Below are 15522 nucleotides of genomic sequence, written 5' to 3'. Positions count from 1 at the left end.
CGTTGATTTATCTTTAGTGCTACCACGCCAAAACTAAGCGTGGTAGTTTTTCGATTGTTTTACTTATTATAATAGCCTGCGTTATCTAGTAATTTTTCTACTTGTTCAGCAGCGTCGTTTAAGGTGGACTCTACAGGTTTTCCGGTTGCCATTTTAGAAATTGCAGAACTAATAATATCTGCTACTTGTGGCCATTCTTGAATTTGCGGCAAAGTTTTAGCATTCTCAAATCCATCTGCAGCTACAGAATAAAAATCGTTTGTCAGGCCATTTAATTCTTCATTTTTCAAGTTTTCTGTTTGAGTGATTACTGTTGAAAACTCTTTTGAAGGAATTTCTTCTTTCCATGTTTTCAATACAATATCAAGCTCCTCTTCTGGCTCAGAAATCCATTTTAATACTTCCCAGGCTGCTTCTTTATTCTTAGATCCCTTCATCATAGCAAGTGGGAATGTACTCACGTTCGAAGAAATCGATTTATCTTCCCAGCCCGGAACCGGGGCGAAATTCACGTTTCCAGCCACTTCGGGACTTGATGCTTCCTTATCATTAAACTCAGAATAGACCCACCACCAGCCAAGCCAAACTGCTGCTTTGCCTTGTTTGAAATACGTTCTGGAATCTTGCTCTCCAAACGTAACTGAACCTTTTGGCGCAACTTTATCCTTGACAAGAAGATCAATATAACGTTGTGTCGCTTCTATACCTTCTTCATTATTGAAAATCGGTTTATAGTTCTCATCAAAAATATCACCATTATTACTCCATAAGTAACTAGTCCACATAGGTATATTTTGGCCATTATTACCAGCCCCATAATAAGGTACAACCCCATCCAGATTAGTTTCATCTGAAATTTTCTTAGTTGTACTTTCAAATTCTTCCCAAGTTGTCGGTACTTCTAGATTGAGCTGATCAAAAATGTCTTGACGATAAAACATCATCTGAACATGTGCCCTAACTGGGAGGCTATATACTTTATCGTCGAAAGTAGATAAGTCTAGGATAGAGGAAGGAAACCTATCAAGGTTATAGTCGTCTTTTGCCGCGTACTCATCCAGTGGTTCTAAGAACTGACTAATGGAAGATCCCATAGAATCTAGGAATACAACAAGATCATATGCACCACTGTTGGCAATACCGTCTGACGTTATATTTTCTAGTAGATTTTCGTAAGGTGTTTCAATAAATTCTATTTTTATACCTGTATCTTCCGTAAACTTTTTACTTCTTTCTTTCCAAGAGTTAAACTGACCTATATCACCCGCTGACAAAAGTACTTTTACAGTCTTTCCTTCCAAATCATCATCAGTAGATCCTTGGGTGGAATTTGAATCACTGCACCCAGCCACCATTAATAAAAGTGCTAATGTGGAAATAAGCAATACTTTTAAAAACTTTACAGGCTTTTTCATCCAACATACCCCTTTTCAGTTTTCTATTAGAAAGGTTTAAAGGCACTAAAAAAATTTATTATTTTTCCGACAATCGCTACTATTTATAGGAGTTTCCTACAATTTTTTTGTTAGTCATTGTATAAATTTAAGCCAAAATATATTGTTCGTAGGCACGACCGACACGGAACAAGTTTACTTCTTGGTGATGTCCAGCAACTAATTGTACGCTAATTGGTATGCCATGGACGATAGTATCGGTGGGAAGAGATAGAGCTGGATGTCCAGTTAAATTAAAAACATTTGTATAACGAACCATGCAATCTCCTAATGTTTCATTTCCAAAGGCTTTCTCATTCATCTCCACACCCGGTGGTATGATAGGCATTACTGGTGTCATCATTACATCTACGATCGAAAAGATCTGGGAAACTTTCTGCTTCCATTCCTCTCTTTTTTGTAAGGCACCAATATAATCCATTGCTGAAATCCCTTTACTTCTTTCAAATGTTTGTTGTAATTCTTTGCTATATAATTGAGGATTTTCAGCAATTCTCTCCATATGCACAACACCCATCTCGGAAGTCCCAATCGTTCTAGAAACTTTCACTACATCACTTAAAAAAGAAGTGTCTACTTCTACAATCTGCGCACCAAGCTTTCGAATTTGATGAATTGTTTTTTCATAAGCTTTTCTGACTTCTATTTCACTATCTTCATTAAAATAATGTGTAGGGATACCAATCTTTACACCTGTTAACTTAAACGAATTGTCTTGAACATAAACGTTTCTCGTGACGGCCTGCAACATAATAGCAGTGTCCTTTACGCTATTTGCAATTACACCAGTGTGATCCAAAGTCCAAGATAAATGAGTTGTTCCCCTTGTACTTATTAGGTCATATGTTGGTTTTATCCCTACTACTCCGCAACAGGCAGCAGGTACACGAATCGAACCTGAAGCATCCGTTCCAACCGATCCTAAACATAAATTCGAAGCGACAGCTACAGCTGAACCGCCACTAGATCCGCCTGCAGTCTTTTTAGGATTTAATGGATTTACAATATCACCGAAATTTGTATTTTCCGAAGTTATCCCTGCTCCGTATTCATACATATTGGTTTTACCAAGTAACACAGTTTCCTCTCGCTCTAGCAATTTAACTATTTCAGCATCCTCTTTTGGATACCTTTCCGCATCAAGATGGGAGCCATTGGAAGTTAAGATCCCTTTCGTGTCAATTGAATCCTTAAATGAAATCGGTACACCTAGCAGCTCTTTCACTATATCGGAAGTCATTTTATCTTCTGCTGATTTGGCTTGTTGACGAGCTGTATCCTCAGTAATTGTAATGAACGCATTAAGTTGAGGATTTAATTTTTTAATTCTCTTCAAATACCATTCTGTAATTTCAGTCGGAGAAAACTTCCTCTCTTGATATCCCACTATCAGGTTATCTATCGAACTAATCATCCCTGATCTCCTTCATATTTCCGAATTTATCGTCGAGTGGACGAAATTCAATAGTGTATTGGAAATTAGTGTCGTACCAACTGAAACAACATAAACCGCGCCATCCTCAAATGCTTGATTTGCTGCATCCACACTATTCGCTACTGTCCCTATTGGCACATTAATTTTTTTTGCTTTTTCATATACTTGGGAGATTGCATCTTTTACTTCTTTGTGATGAATCCCGTCTCGGTAACCCATGCTAACTGATAAATCAGTGGTTCCTAGAAAAGCTAAATCTATTCCTTCCACACTCATTATCTCTTCAAAATTTCTAACAGCTTCTGGGGTTTCTATGTGTACACTTATTAAAAGTTGTTCATTGGAAGAATCTAAAAAATTTTCGCCAACATCTTTTCCGTATCTTGCTGCGCGATGTGAATAGGCTGCACCTCTATTTCCTATAGGAGGATATTTTGCTCTTTGAATAACCTGAAGAGCATCTTCTTTTGTATTAACCATTGGAATATGGAGACCTTTAGCTCCTCTATCCAATGCCTTCTGAATACTGGAATCATCATACGAAACACGCACGATGGGTACCAAATTCACTAGTTCGGCAGTTCTGATCATGTTCTCTAGTTCGCTATAGCTAAATGCCCCGTGCTCATCATCGATTACAATAAAATCGAAATTAGCATGACCACACATTTCAACAATAGCAGGTGAATAAATTCCAACAAATATACCAATTGTATTTTCACCACTACTTATTTTTTCCTTTAATGACATCCCCATTTACACAACTCCTTTACTGACGTCTAATTACCCCTGTAATGCCAATTCTTTTTTGGGGAGCAAAATGCGACCTTCTGTTATTACATCGAAGAAGTGTACTTTACTCATATCAAAAGTCATTGTCATTAAATTTCCAGATTTAATATTCAACTCAGAATCAAGACGAGCAATAAATTCTTGACCCTCCAAATCAGAGTAAACAATTATTTCTGAGCCCAATAATTCTGAAACAGATATATTTGCATCAAATGTGTTTTTTTGTGGGATTGCTGTTGAAGAGGGTACATGGTATATATCTTCCGGACGAACACCCATTAGGACAGATTTCCCTTCATACCCTGCTTTGCGTAAGTAACTCATTTTATCTTCAGGTATATCCAATGAAATGGAGCCTATCTGCAATGTTCCATTGTTCAGTTCTCCTTGAAAAAAATTCATTGGAGGTGAGCCGATAAATCCCGCTACGAATACATTTTCTGGATTCTCATAAACCTCCTTAGGAGTTCCAATCTGCATGATTCTTCCATCTTTCATAACAACTATTCTAGTGGCCATTGTTAATGCCTCCGTCTGATCATGTGTTACATAAATCGTAGTTGTTTGCAGACGTTGGTGTAGTTTAATAATTTCCGCTCGCATTTGCATACGTAATTTTGCATCCAAGTTGGAAAGTGGCTCGTCCATTAAAAATACTTTTGCATCTCGAACAATTGCACGGCCTAAGGCAACACGTTGGCGTTGTCCGCCAGATAAAGCCTTTGGTTTACGTTTTAAATAATCCGTTAACCCTAGAATATTAGCGGCATTTTCCACTCGTTTATCAATCTCTGTCTTCGGAACCTTTCGAAGTTTCAAAGCAAATGCCATATTGTCATAAACAGTCATATGGGGGTACAACGCATAGTTCTGAAAAACCATCGCAATATCACGATTTTTGGGATCTACGTCATTAACACGTTTATCATCAATATAAAAATCACCTTTAGATATTTCTTCAAGGCCAGCAATCATTCGTAGTGTTGTTGACTTACCGCAACCTGAAGGACCTACAAATACGATGAATTCTTTATCCTCGATTTGTAAATTAAAGTCTTCAACCGCAGTCACGTTTCCATCATAAATTTTATAAATATTATTCAAGCTAAGTTCTGCCATCTATTTTCCTCCTGTAACCATATTATTGTCGCAATAGATTACATCGCTTTAAATGAAAACACATTTATTATTCCAAAAACTGATTATGCTTTGACTCTTTCAATCCACTTAGTACCCTAGAACTCTACTTTCGGTTTTGTAATCCATTCCTTTAAGAGTTCATATACAACCTCAGGTTGCTCCATTGTTGTTAGATGACCTGAATCCTCTACTATTTTCAAACTGGCATTTGGGATTGTATCCGCCATATATTTTGACAATTCTATTGGACACACAATGTCCTGTCTTCCAACGATAACTAGAGTGGGGCATGTGATGAAGGGTAGAACAGTAGTTTGATCTACCCTTTTTTTCAATGCTCTGAGCTGATTAATATAGCCTTCTTCTCCCATTGTATCTGCCATTTTAAAAATGGTTTCCACTAATTCATCGTTAGATTGTTTATCAGGATGTATTAAAACCGGCAGCAGATAATCCTTCACAATTTCACCGAATCGTTGGGTTTGAATCATGTCTAGAAAGCTGTTCCAATTGGAGATTTGCTCTTCTTTTGGAGGAAATGGGTTTGTATCAAGTAGAGCTAGTTTCAACACCCTTTCAGGAGCCTTACGCACAATTTCAAGTGCGACCATCCCACCAAACGAAAGACCAGCAACAGCAAATTTATCGGGCATTTTTGACAGTATCTCATCCGCCAAAGCCTCTATAGAATCTTGTTTTGAAAGTTCGCCAACTGTTATGTTTACTTCGTCTTCTAACCCCTGGATTTGAAACTGCCATAGCCTGTCATCGCATAATGTACCTGGAAGTAATAGTAACGGAATCTTTTCTACCATTATTTTTCTCCCATTTTCAATTTATCGGCAATCTCCTTCTCCAGTTCGTTAAAGTTATCCGGCTTTATCATCTTTCCTAATTCATCTGCGTGAAAGCCATGCTTTGCCGCTTCTTTAATAATTTTTGGCGACCAATATGGGTCTTTCCCTTCAAATACCTCGTGTTGTTCTAGGACTGCGAATAACCAAGCATCTTCTTCACTAATATTCTCAAACCCTCTCCACAATCCAGGTGGTAAAGAAATGTAATCCCACTGTTCGATAATTGTTTCTCCTTCTATTTCATCTGGACTATTTCCCCAGTAAAATCGCCATTTTCCTGTTAGCGGTAAGAAAGATTCGATATAATCGTGCGTGTGGTAAGCAGGCCCATTTCCTTTAGGTGCTTTAACCATACCGATTTGAAAACCATGTGGTTCTGTTATCTCTGGTGTAAAATTATCATTCTCACTTGCTGTATCACCAACTAAAGTGTAGTTGATTCGTTGATGTCCCGGAATAATACTATCAATAAACATTAGTGGAATACCTTTGGGTCTTAATTCATCAAATCTCACTATCCAATTGTTTTCCATCTCTTCATTTGTAATTACCTTTTTTTCTTTAGATTGGTTTGTCATTAAAAACTCTCCCTCACATTTTTTATTTTCAAAATAAATCCTACTGATCAATAATTTTATAGATTAAAAACAGCTAATTTTAATTCAGTCATCTCTTCCATCGCATACTTTATGCCTTCACGCCCCATTCCACTATTCTTAACTCCTCCATACGGCATTTGATCTACTCTAAATGAAGGAATATCATTGATAATGACGCCTCCGACTTCAATTTGGTCAATAGCCTGAAACGCCTTTTCAAGGGATGTTGTGTAAACGCCTGCTTGAAGACCATATTGAGAATCATTTACATTACTGATGGCTTCTTCGAACTGCTCATAGGTATGGATAACCACTAACGGAGCAAACGCTTCATTACAGTTAATAGATACGTGAGCCGGCGAATTTACTAAAATGGTTGGTTCAACTATTGAGCCATGACGCTTTCCACCAAAAATAATATCTGCTCCTGCCTGTACTGCTTCTCGAATCCATTCTTCCGCCCGTACCGCCTCCTTTTCCTGAATTAAAGCTGAGATATTGGTAGTTTCTTCTGCTGGATTACCGATAGTCCAACCTTCTAGAGTTTTTAGCATAGCTTGGCTAAATACTTCATATAAATCTTTTTTAATATAGATTCGTTGTACTGAAATGCATACTTGTCCTGAATAAGTAAAAGCGCCTTCCACACAGCGATCAGCGATAGCTTGAATATCTTCCGCGTCATCTATAATGACCGCTGAATTGGATCCAAGCTCTAATGTCGTCTTTTTGAGTCCTGATTTCGCTTTAATGTCCAAGCCAACTTCCAAACTACCTGTGAAAGTGATCAATTTAATATCAGGATGAGTGACTAACAAGTCCCCCACTTCTCCGCCCCTCCCAATCACTACATTTAAAGCTCCTGCCGGCAAGCCTGCACTTTCAAAGATTTCTGCTGTTTTGAGTGCACTTAAGGGAGTTTGTGAAGCGGGCTTTAAGACTACTGTATTCCCGGCAGCAAATGCAGGTCCTAGCTTATGAGCAACTAGATTAAAGGGAAAGTTAAACGGAGTAATAGCTCCAATCACACCAAGCGGCTCACGCTTCGTAAAACCCAACTTTCCCTTTCCTCCTTTTGCTGCATCCATAGGAATCATCTCACCTGTTAATTGCTTCGCTTCTTCTGCTGCAAATCGGTACGTTTCTATAGTGCGCAAAATCTCTCCCCTAGCTGCTATTAAAGGTTTTGCATTTTCTTGAGTGAGAATAAGGGCACATTCCTCCAGTTGCTCTTCGAATAGATCAGCCACTCTTCCAAGGATCTGTGACCTTTCAAGAATAGTGAGCTCCTTCATTTTTACTTTCGCTTGCTTTGCTGCTTCTATCGCTTCCAGAACATCCTCTTTTGCAGAGAATGGAATATGGGCAACCACCTCTCCACTGAAGGGAGACTTCAATTCATAGGAAGTTTTCCCTTGTTTCCATTCCCCATTGATAAACATTTGCTTTCTAGGAATCATTGTTCTTTGGCACCGCCCTTTCCGTAATATGCATTAACATAGATTTGCTTGATAGTTTCTTCGGAAAGTTTGTACGGTGTATTAGCAAGCAACCTCTCGACTTTTGAAGCACTTTCCGCCAGTTCAGCCAATGAATCTTGAGGAATATCCAGGTCTTTCAACTTGGTGGGGAGATTTAAAGTCCCCAATAGTTCAAATAAATATTGAACCACGGTTTGCAACGCTTTAGCTGGCTGATGGGAATAATCCCCGAGTTGCAAGTATTCAGCAATCTCTACCATTTCTTGCGTACATGTTGTTCCTATTTTTTCAAACACATATGGCATCAATAAGGCATTTGCTACACCATGCTCGATATGATATTTTCCACCCAATGGATATGCAAGTGCATGGACTGCACCCACCCCTGCATTTGCAAGGGATACTCCTGCCAATGCACTTACCCAGCCCATGCCAGTTCGCGCCTCTAAATCAGATCCGTTATGAACCGCCCGAGTAATATAATCCGGAAAAAGTCGCATTGCTTTTTCAGCAAAAATCTTTGTCAACGGCGTAGCTCTAACAGAAATATAGGACTCAATAGCATGTGTGAATGCATCTACTCCTGAAGATGCCGACACGCGGGGCGGGCATGAAAGTGTTAATTCAGGATCGATAATTGCCAAGTCGGGCAGTAAAGCTGGACTAACAATCCCTCTTTTTAATTCTTTCTCTTCGTCACCAAATATCGCATTCATAGTTACTTCCGATCCAGTACCAGAGGTGGTCGGCAGGAGGATACAAGGCGTTTTACGTGTTTCGATCTGTTGAGAACCATCTAAAAAAGGCTTTATATTTTCTACCAGCAGTAGCGCAGCCGCTGTTTTTGCTACATCTAATGCACTACCTCCACCAATGCCAATGACAAGATCACAGTTCTCCTTTTGCAATTTCCCAGTGACATTTTCAACCAATTTAAATGTGGGTTCTCCTGAAATATCGGTAAATGTATAAATAGGTACATTTATTGGTCCTAAAACATCTTTCAATTTATCTACCAAGCCAGCATGAGCTACTCCGTTATCACTAACAATTGCGATTTTTTGAGGAGAGTATATTTTTAATTCTTCTGCTAAGTTTTTATGCGCACCGGAACCAAATTTAAAATTACCCGGCATTCTGAAGTCAGGCGCAATAGATGTCACATTTGTAGCTATCATTCACTCAACCACCTAATCTATTAAATTTCGGAATACGTATTCTCTAAATGGCAAAAAAATAATTTTTACCAAACGGTCCATCCGCCATCTACTTTTAATGTATGTCCTGTAACCATGTCTGAAGATCGTGATGATAGATATAAAATTGCTCCAAAAAGATCTTCTGATTTAGCTAAACGGCCAAGTGGAATTCGGCTTAATATTTCACTTTTAAAATGATCATCTTCAAACATTTTTTTTGTCATTGGTGTTTCAATGAATGTTGGTGCTACAGCGTTAACATTAATATTATAAGGTGCCCATTCGATGGCTAATGCTTTCATCATTTGCGTTACACTACCCTTACTTGCACAATATGCAGCGCGATCGTAGTAACCAACAAACGCCATTTGAGAGGTAATATTTACGACTTTTCCTGCCTTTTGTTCTTGCATATATTTGCCGACTTCTTTTGTCATAAAGAATAGGCTTTTCACGTTTAAGTCCGTTACCAAATCCCATTCAAGTTCTGTAATCTCCAGAGCAGGTTTGGGTATATTCATACCAGCGTTATTAATTAGAATATCGATTCGCCCAAACTCCTTAATTACTTGATCAACGATATTGTGAATAGAGGATATTTCCATTAAATCAGCCGAGATAGCCAACGCGCGCCTTCCTTTAGCTTGTATTTCTTCAGAAAGCTCATAAAGTTCTTGTTTATTTCGAGCGATAATAGCTATATCAGCACCGGCCTCTGCCAGGAATAAAGAAATGTCCCTTCCAATTCCTTTACTTGCTCCGGTAATTACTGCAACTTTTTCAGACAAACCAAACATTGATTGGATGCTTAGCACTAATATGCAACCTCCCTCTAAAACTAGTTGTTCTCCCTTATAGATCTTGTTGTAGATCGTAAAATTAGCTCAGGTTCTAAAATGATTTGATAAGGCAAGTCATCGTTACCTTCATTAATAATATTTAATAGTTTTTCTAATGCCAATTCCGCCATCTTTTGTTTATTTTGAGATATAGTCGTCAAGTTTATATGCGGATTGGATGCAATATCGATATTATCAAAACCAACAATAGAAAAATCAGCCGGGACATCTAATCCTATTTTCGTTAAAAGGTCAATGACAATCATTGCAAGTTGGTCGGTTGCCGCATACAAACTTGTCGGAGGATTCTTATTAAATAAGATCCTTCTTAAGAATTTCTCAATTTCAAGTGAATCTGTATTTCCGCTGTATACAAGGCCAGGATCTATTATCAAGTCATGATCTGTAAGCGCTTTCTTATATCCTTCATATCGTTGATGAAATGTAGAGAAATTTAAAGATCCCGAGATATAAGCAATTCTACTGTGCCCTAGTTTTACTAAGTGATCTATTGCCAGCCATGAACCTCGCTCATTATCTATAACTACATATGGCGTCCCCTTATCATCTGTATGTCGATTAAATAGAACAATCGGGAATCCTTTTTTCTCCAAATCTGTTGTGATGGTATCATGTCTATCAACTGAAGCAACCAATATGCCATCTACTCTTCTACCAATCATGTTTCGTATTGCCCACTCCAAGTTCTCCAAACGATAATCTGTGTCAGATATAATTACATCAATTTCTTGTTCTCTAGCATTAGTGATAACTACTTTAGAAACTTCAGAAAAAAATGGATTCGATATGTCACCAACAATGAGACCTATCGTTTTGGATTTTTTTGACACTAAACTTCTGGCAATTAAATCTGGATAAAATTCTAATTCTTTTATAGCCTTCAATACTTTGTCTCGAGTTTTTTCACTAATTGCAGGATAGTTATTCAAAACCTTTGACACAGTTGATTGTGAAACACCTGCTTTTTTTGCGATGTCTATTACTGTTACTCTCATCACGATCCTCTTCCTTTAACTACATTTTTTTACTAGAAAGACAGCAATAGAGAATACGTATTCCGCGTAATATTTAGAACTATAGATGTTTTCTAACTAATTGTCAATACTGAAATATATGAATATTTAAATTATATTTAAATATTATTCTAATTAAATACAAGAACACTACTTAACAAAATAACACTTGCTAATTTTGAGTTTACATAAATTATGAAAGCAAATAATTACTCTTAATAGTTTCATATTAGACTTGCCAACGAATTGGTTTGAGTAAAAAAAGTGCTTTCTTTTTAATAGTGGGCCTGCCACCAACACATTCAGAATCCAAATAACTAATGCAAAGTCCCTTTCCTTCGTCAACATTTTACCGCATTATCATTTACTACAGAGATAGTGAAATCTTTACTACAGGGGTGATGATAATGGCGAAAAGAAACCGGGGGAAACCTTTAAAAAGGCTACCGGCCAATGCGCGTGGAAACTGCCCGTTATGTGGACGTAAACGAATAAAGCTGTTGTATTCTAGTAAAACTGAATCGGCTCAAACTGTGACGGTCTGTAAAAATTGTCGACAAAAATAAAGATATGCACGCTGTCCTTTGCCCCCACTAGGCTTACCTAATTGCATTAGACAGCGTTCATCATCTTCGTACTGACCTTTGAGCGATGCAAATGTCCGTCCCACACGGTCTCTTCGCAAGCTCAAACCACACATATACCGTACTGTCAAATCCATGTAGCAACAGAACTTGAGGTTCGTACCCTCCACAGGATCCTCGCCCTATTGTAAGTAATAGACGATAAGATTTACTCCAAATTTTATGTACTTATCTATTTCGATGGACGCCCCTTCTTTCTTGCCCAGTGCGATGTTTCGAACATGAATCAACAAAAAAAGGACAGCTAAAAAGCCATCCCTTTCATATAATCTTATCCTTTTAAGAAATCAGGTTGGGCAAAAGCAGGGTTTGGATATTTATAGAATCCTTCACCTGTCTCCCTACCCAATTTTCCTTTATCGATATAATTTTCTTTCATCAAATCGGCTACTTTTTGGGCTTCTGGATCGCCTGTTGCCTGCGCCTTTGCCGATACAATGTGGTAGGCAGTCGTTACGCCGACGATATCCAAAATAGCAAAAGGGCCTAAAGGAGCGCCTGTCCCGATCATCCACGTCTTATCAATCGTCTCGACATCTGCAACTTCCCTTGCGAGCAATGTCTGCGCAGCATCTAAAAACGGCACTAAAAGTGAGTTAAGGATATAGCCTGGCTGCTCTTTATGCAATGGCAATGCTACCATACCGATCGCTTTTGCGAATTCAATCACTTCGTTGAACACTGATTCGTCCGTTCCCGGGTGTTTCATCACTTCGGCTGTGTTGTTTTTCCAAATTTCATTTGCAAAGTGAAGCGCTAAAAACTTCCCGGGGCGTCCTGTCGCTTCTGCAAACTGGCTTGGTAATAAAGTCGATGAGTTCGTTGCGAACACTGTTTTTTCAGGTGCGACTTGTCCTAGTTTCTCGTAGAAATCCGTCTTAATGCTGACTACTTCAGGAATCGCTTCGATCACAAGATCTGCATTTTTAACAGCCTTTGCAAGATCACTATTGAATGAAATCCGTTTAAATGCCGAATCTACAACCGCGTCTGTAGCATTCAAATCCGCTTTATAAACATCTTTCAATTTGTTGATGCGCTCTTTCGCCACGTTCAAAGCCTCGTCATTAATGTCGTAAACGGAAACGTTAAAGCCATGAAACGCTGTTTGATAAGCGATTTGGCTCCCCAAAACGCCGCTGCCTGCCACTGTAATATTTTTGTATTCCATCATCATTTACCCCTTTCAGCCTATAACTCTTGAACTACTTTTATTATAGGACAATAATATTCCATTGACATCTTTTTTGCCTGCAACTTACACTCATCATTCACTCCCCTTTATGCAAAGAAGTAACCTGTTGAGCAGTACTATCCATTTCCTCTGCTACTATCCGACTGTCGGAAATCAAATTGTCGATGATCTTGCTCATTTCTAGTAAATTGGCTGAATTCTCTTCAACAATTGCCGCAAAGTTGTTCGTCGAGTCTTCGATTTCCGTTGATTGCTCAATCATTTCAGTGGAAGAGGATGCGAATTGGACCAGCTCATCATCCAAATGCTGCAGTGTCGAAGCAATCTTTGAAATTTGATTTGAAACCTGTTCCGTCGTCAGCGCATTTTGTTCTATCTTCTCGCTGCTTTCCGTCATCTTTTTAAACGCATCGCGATTGCTGTCGTTCAGTTCTGACAAATTGGCTGTGATTTTTTCCGTCGTCTTATTCGTCACTTCAGCCAATTTCCGGATTTCATCAGCGACAACCGCGAACCCTTTGCCCGCTTCCCCGGCCCGCGCGGCTTCTATTGAGGCATTGAGCGCAAGCAAGTTGGTCTGTTCCGTGATTCCTTTGATGAGAGCGGCGAATTCATTTGTTTCATTTAACTTATTGGATAACGAAAGATATGTCTTATGTAACTCGGCAATATTCTCCTTCAACATCATCATGTCCGCTGAAAGGATATCAATTTGCATGTTCCCTTCAACTGCCACTCCGTTTGCTTCGCTCGATTCCCTTTTCAACTCATTCGCTAAATCGAATAGAGAAGAGATGCCATCTTTCATGGACACCGTATTTTGCGCAATGGTTGAAATTTGATCAGCCTGCGACTGGCTGCCGTCCGCCATCTCTTCCACAACAGATGACATATTGCTCTGTGACGTCATATTTTGCTGAATGCGCACATTCATGCCCGAAATGCTCTCGATAATTCCCGTCACATTCTTGTCCAAAATAGCTTTTTCGTTTTCTTTCCTTTTTGCATCTTCAGCAAACTCTTGCGTAAAAGCTGCAACTTGTCTGAATTGCCCGGTCGTCAATCGCATTATGGCAATGAACATGAATCCAAGCAGAAGGTATAGGATAAAGGTATAGGCGAATAATTCTCCGACCATCTCCTCGGCACTCACCATACGGTTGACGATAAGCAATACTAAACCATAAGCATAACCGAAAATAAATGGTGGCAACTTCAACTGGACAGCAGAGAAGATGGCGAGAAAAATGCTAATGATTACTGCTTTCATGCCACCGTCGAACAGAACGCTCCCGATCAATGCAAACGTAAACACATTGAAAATGACCGCATAAGCATACCACTCCGCCTTATGTAACCACTTACTGAATAGGAAATAAAAACCGACAACCCCTAAAAAATCGAGACTGTATAAAATCGCAGTCCCAGTGTCTTTAAACGCTAAAGCCTGCATAACCGCAATAAACAGCGAGATACCCATCGTGATCGCCATTACTCGGTTCTTCTTCATTACATCTTTTAATACTAACTGCTCGATTGACTGCATTATCTAGCCTCCCTAAATTCCAATCCAAATTCTTATATCGGTATAATTTTAAGTTTTTAAAGGCTTAGGTAATATGTAATGCTATTCTAATAAAATATTTGATAGGAAGGGTGTGAGGAAAACCCTTATTAAGGTGTATTAAATCGCTAAAATTTAAAAACAAAATCCTGCACTGTTGAGCGAGCCCATTACGTCAGACCAGAGATGAGCAGTTTGGGAGCAAACATTTATGTTATTTTGCCGTTGAATGACCAGGGTAATTGGACAGGGATAAAAAGCGGACAAGCCTAATGAGGACATGGTTTCTAAATCGTTTTTGGGAAATGAATCTTCTTTCAACAAATATCTAAATATTAAAAATTCTATAAAGATGTATCCCCTGCTGTTGAAATGTTATTCATATCCTTGTTCGTGAAGATGAAGGATTTATTGAAGTTAACTAAAGTTGTCTCAAAGGCGCGTGAGTCCTTTCAAATACTCGAGCAAATACTAAAATTCGATATTCATAAGGGCAAGGAAGGTATGTTTGAGGATTTGACTCGCCGTACGATGCTGATCAGTATGGTGGCGACGAAGACAATAAACATTCATAATCTTCCGGGATATTTTAGTGGCTTCCTGCGGAAATAGATTGATGAGACGCTTTTAAGGATATCTATCAGGATTATACGGTTCCTGTTAGTGATGATAGGTTTTATTAGTTTGATGGCCGTAATTGAAATGAAAATTAGATCAAGTGGATGAATTGAAGGGTTGAATAACTCTCCTCCCGCTTTTTAGTTTTTTAAACAAATGTTGAATTATGTGAAAACCGATTACTGAAGTGTACGGAGAACAGCATACAGTTTCAAAATTAACCATGTATATAGCCTGTATTCCTATTCATACTTCAGCTTTCCTTACACTCAAATTTCCTTAAAAAACAATTCTAAAATAGTTTTTATTAGTTTATTCTATGTATTTTTTATTTTCAGAAATGTTATTGACTCTTTTATTCTTTTAACTTATACTACTAAAAACACAACTGGTACGGACATCATGATGAATTGAATTTACTTTGTAATAAAAGGAGGAGATAAGATGAAATTGAAGACAGCGCTAAATGTGCTAATTGGATTGGTAATCCCTTTTGTAGGTGTTATTGGGGGTATCTTAGCATTTAGAAATTCTGAACAATTCGTTCTAGGGTTTCCAATCTTATATTTCTGGATGTTTTTATGGTTTATTTTGACTTCAATTTGCATTTCACTATCATGGCACTTCTTTGACAGCAAAGAAGTAGAATTAGATTGAGAAGGGCGGAGATT

Annotated in this window: 15 protein-coding genes; 2 read left to right on the top strand and 13 right to left on the bottom strand. The window is 38.4% G+C overall.

Annotated elements, in window-relative coordinates; genetic code table 11:
- Positions 1–59: 59 nt before the first annotated feature.
- From MKY93_RS04710 to MKY93_RS04650, 13 genes are all read right to left on the bottom strand, one after another.
- Positions 60–1415: an ABC transporter substrate-binding protein gene (locus MKY93_RS04710; RefSeq protein WP_340758413.1), complete on the bottom strand. Its 1356-nt coding sequence runs from the start codon at positions 1413–1415 to the stop codon at positions 60–62.
- 127 nt (positions 1416–1542) lie between these two features.
- On the bottom strand, positions 1543–2868 hold the full coding sequence (locus tag MKY93_RS04705) for an amidase (protein WP_340758412.1): 1326 nt from the start codon (positions 2866–2868) through the stop codon (positions 1543–1545).
- A 12-nt stretch (positions 2869–2880) separates the two neighbouring features.
- Entirely contained in the window at positions 2881–3645 is a 765-nt protein-coding gene (locus MKY93_RS04700; protein WP_340758411.1) for an HpcH/HpaI aldolase family protein, read from the bottom strand.
- A 27-nt stretch (positions 3646–3672) separates the two neighbouring features.
- Entirely contained in the window at positions 3673–4800 is a 1128-nt protein-coding gene (locus MKY93_RS04695; protein WP_340758410.1) for an ABC transporter ATP-binding protein, read from the bottom strand.
- Between the two features lie 116 nt (positions 4801–4916).
- Positions 4917–5636 carry an alpha/beta fold hydrolase gene (locus tag MKY93_RS04690; protein ID WP_340758409.1) on the bottom strand — a complete coding sequence of 240 codons (720 nt, stop codon included), beginning with the start codon at positions 5634–5636 and terminating at the stop codon, positions 4917–4919.
- Positions 5636–6256 carry a cupin domain-containing protein gene (locus tag MKY93_RS04685; protein ID WP_340758408.1) on the bottom strand — a complete coding sequence of 207 codons (621 nt, stop codon included), beginning with the start codon at positions 6254–6256 and terminating at the stop codon, positions 5636–5638. The genes MKY93_RS04690 and MKY93_RS04685 overlap by 1 nt, the downstream gene beginning before the upstream one ends.
- 56 nt (positions 6257–6312) lie before the next feature.
- Positions 6313–7719: an aldehyde dehydrogenase family protein gene (locus MKY93_RS04680; RefSeq protein WP_340758407.1), complete on the bottom strand. Its 1407-nt coding sequence runs from the start codon at positions 7717–7719 to the stop codon at positions 6313–6315.
- Positions 7720–7733: 14 nt separating this feature from the next.
- On the bottom strand, positions 7734–8936 hold the full coding sequence (locus MKY93_RS04675) for an iron-containing alcohol dehydrogenase (protein ID WP_340758406.1): 1203 nt from the start codon (positions 8934–8936) through the stop codon (positions 7734–7736).
- A gap of 65 nt (positions 8937–9001) precedes the next feature.
- Positions 9002–9772, bottom strand: coding sequence for an SDR family NAD(P)-dependent oxidoreductase (locus tag MKY93_RS04670; RefSeq protein ID WP_340758405.1), 771 nt, complete (start codon positions 9770–9772; stop codon positions 9002–9004).
- Positions 9773–9795: 23 nt separating this feature from the next.
- Positions 9796–10812, bottom strand: a complete 1017-nt coding sequence (locus tag MKY93_RS04665; protein WP_340758404.1) for a LacI family DNA-binding transcriptional regulator — start codon at positions 10810–10812, stop codon at positions 9796–9798.
- 544 nt (positions 10813–11356) lie between these two features.
- Entirely contained in the window at positions 11357–11551 is a 195-nt protein-coding gene (locus tag MKY93_RS04660; RefSeq protein ID WP_340758403.1) for a hypothetical protein, read from the bottom strand.
- A gap of 194 nt (positions 11552–11745) precedes the next feature.
- On the bottom strand, positions 11746–12645 hold the full coding sequence (locus tag MKY93_RS04655; protein WP_340758402.1) for a 3-hydroxyacyl-CoA dehydrogenase: 900 nt from the start codon (positions 12643–12645) through the stop codon (positions 11746–11748).
- A 100-nt stretch (positions 12646–12745) separates the two neighbouring features.
- On the bottom strand, positions 12746–14215 hold the full coding sequence (locus MKY93_RS04650) for a methyl-accepting chemotaxis protein (protein ID WP_340758401.1): 1470 nt from the start codon (positions 14213–14215) through the stop codon (positions 12746–12748).
- 429 nt (positions 14216–14644) lie between these two features.
- Between MKY93_RS04650 and MKY93_RS04645 the strand changes: the two genes are divergently transcribed.
- Positions 14645–14845, top strand: coding sequence for a hypothetical protein (locus tag MKY93_RS04645; RefSeq protein WP_139365958.1), 201 nt, complete (start codon positions 14645–14647; stop codon positions 14843–14845).
- A 450-nt stretch (positions 14846–15295) separates the two neighbouring features.
- Complete coding sequence (locus tag MKY93_RS04640) at positions 15296–15508, top strand: DUF3311 domain-containing protein (protein ID WP_078817292.1); 213 nt, start codon at positions 15296–15298, stop codon at positions 15506–15508.
- The last annotated feature ends 14 nt before the right edge of the window (positions 15509–15522 follow it).

This window comes from Sporosarcina sp. FSL W7-1283 (genome assembly GCF_038003105.1).
In the GTDB taxonomy this organism is placed as follows: domain Bacteria; phylum Bacillota; class Bacilli; order Bacillales_A; family Planococcaceae; genus Sporosarcina; species Sporosarcina newyorkensis.
This window is presented reverse-complemented; position numbering and strand designations above follow the sequence as displayed.

Bases quoted from the DNA above. Each gene is read 5' to 3' on its own strand.
- MKY93_RS04700 (WP_340758411.1), bottom strand. From the start codon at position 3,645: ATGGGGATGTCATTAAAGGAAAAAATAAGTAGTGGTGAAAATACAATT.
- MKY93_RS04680 (WP_340758407.1), bottom strand. From the start codon at position 7,719: ATGTTTATCAATGGGGAATGGAAACAAGGGAAAACTTCCTATGAATTG.
- MKY93_RS04640 (WP_078817292.1), top strand. From the start codon at position 15,296: ATGAAATTGAAGACAGCGCTAAATGTGCTAATTGGATTGGTAATCCCT.
- MKY93_RS04705 (WP_340758412.1), bottom strand. From the start codon at position 2,868: ATGATTAGTTCGATAGATAACCTGATAGTGGGATATCAAGAGAGGAAG.
- MKY93_RS04710 (WP_340758413.1), bottom strand. From the start codon at position 1,415: ATGAAAAAGCCTGTAAAGTTTTTAAAAGTATTGCTTATTTCCACATTA.
- MKY93_RS04685 (WP_340758408.1), bottom strand. From the start codon at position 6,256: ATGACAAACCAATCTAAAGAAAAAAAGGTAATTACAAATGAAGAGATG.
- MKY93_RS04650 (WP_340758401.1), bottom strand. From the start codon at position 14,215: ATGCAGTCAATCGAGCAGTTAGTATTAAAAGATGTAATGAAGAAGAAC.
- MKY93_RS04675 (WP_340758406.1), bottom strand. From the start codon at position 8,936: ATGATAGCTACAAATGTGACATCTATTGCGCCTGACTTCAGAATGCCG.
- MKY93_RS04665 (WP_340758404.1), bottom strand. From the start codon at position 10,812: ATGAGAGTAACAGTAATAGACATCGCAAAAAAAGCAGGTGTTTCACAA.
- MKY93_RS04660 (WP_340758403.1), bottom strand. From the start codon at position 11,551: ATGGATTTGACAGTACGGTATATGTGTGGTTTGAGCTTGCGAAGAGAC.
- MKY93_RS04655 (WP_340758402.1), bottom strand. From the start codon at position 12,645: ATGGAATACAAAAATATTACAGTGGCAGGCAGCGGCGTTTTGGGGAGC.
- MKY93_RS04690 (WP_340758409.1), bottom strand. From the start codon at position 5,636: ATGGTAGAAAAGATTCCGTTACTATTACTTCCAGGTACATTATGCGAT.
- MKY93_RS04695 (WP_340758410.1), bottom strand. From the start codon at position 4,800: ATGGCAGAACTTAGCTTGAATAATATTTATAAAATTTATGATGGAAAC.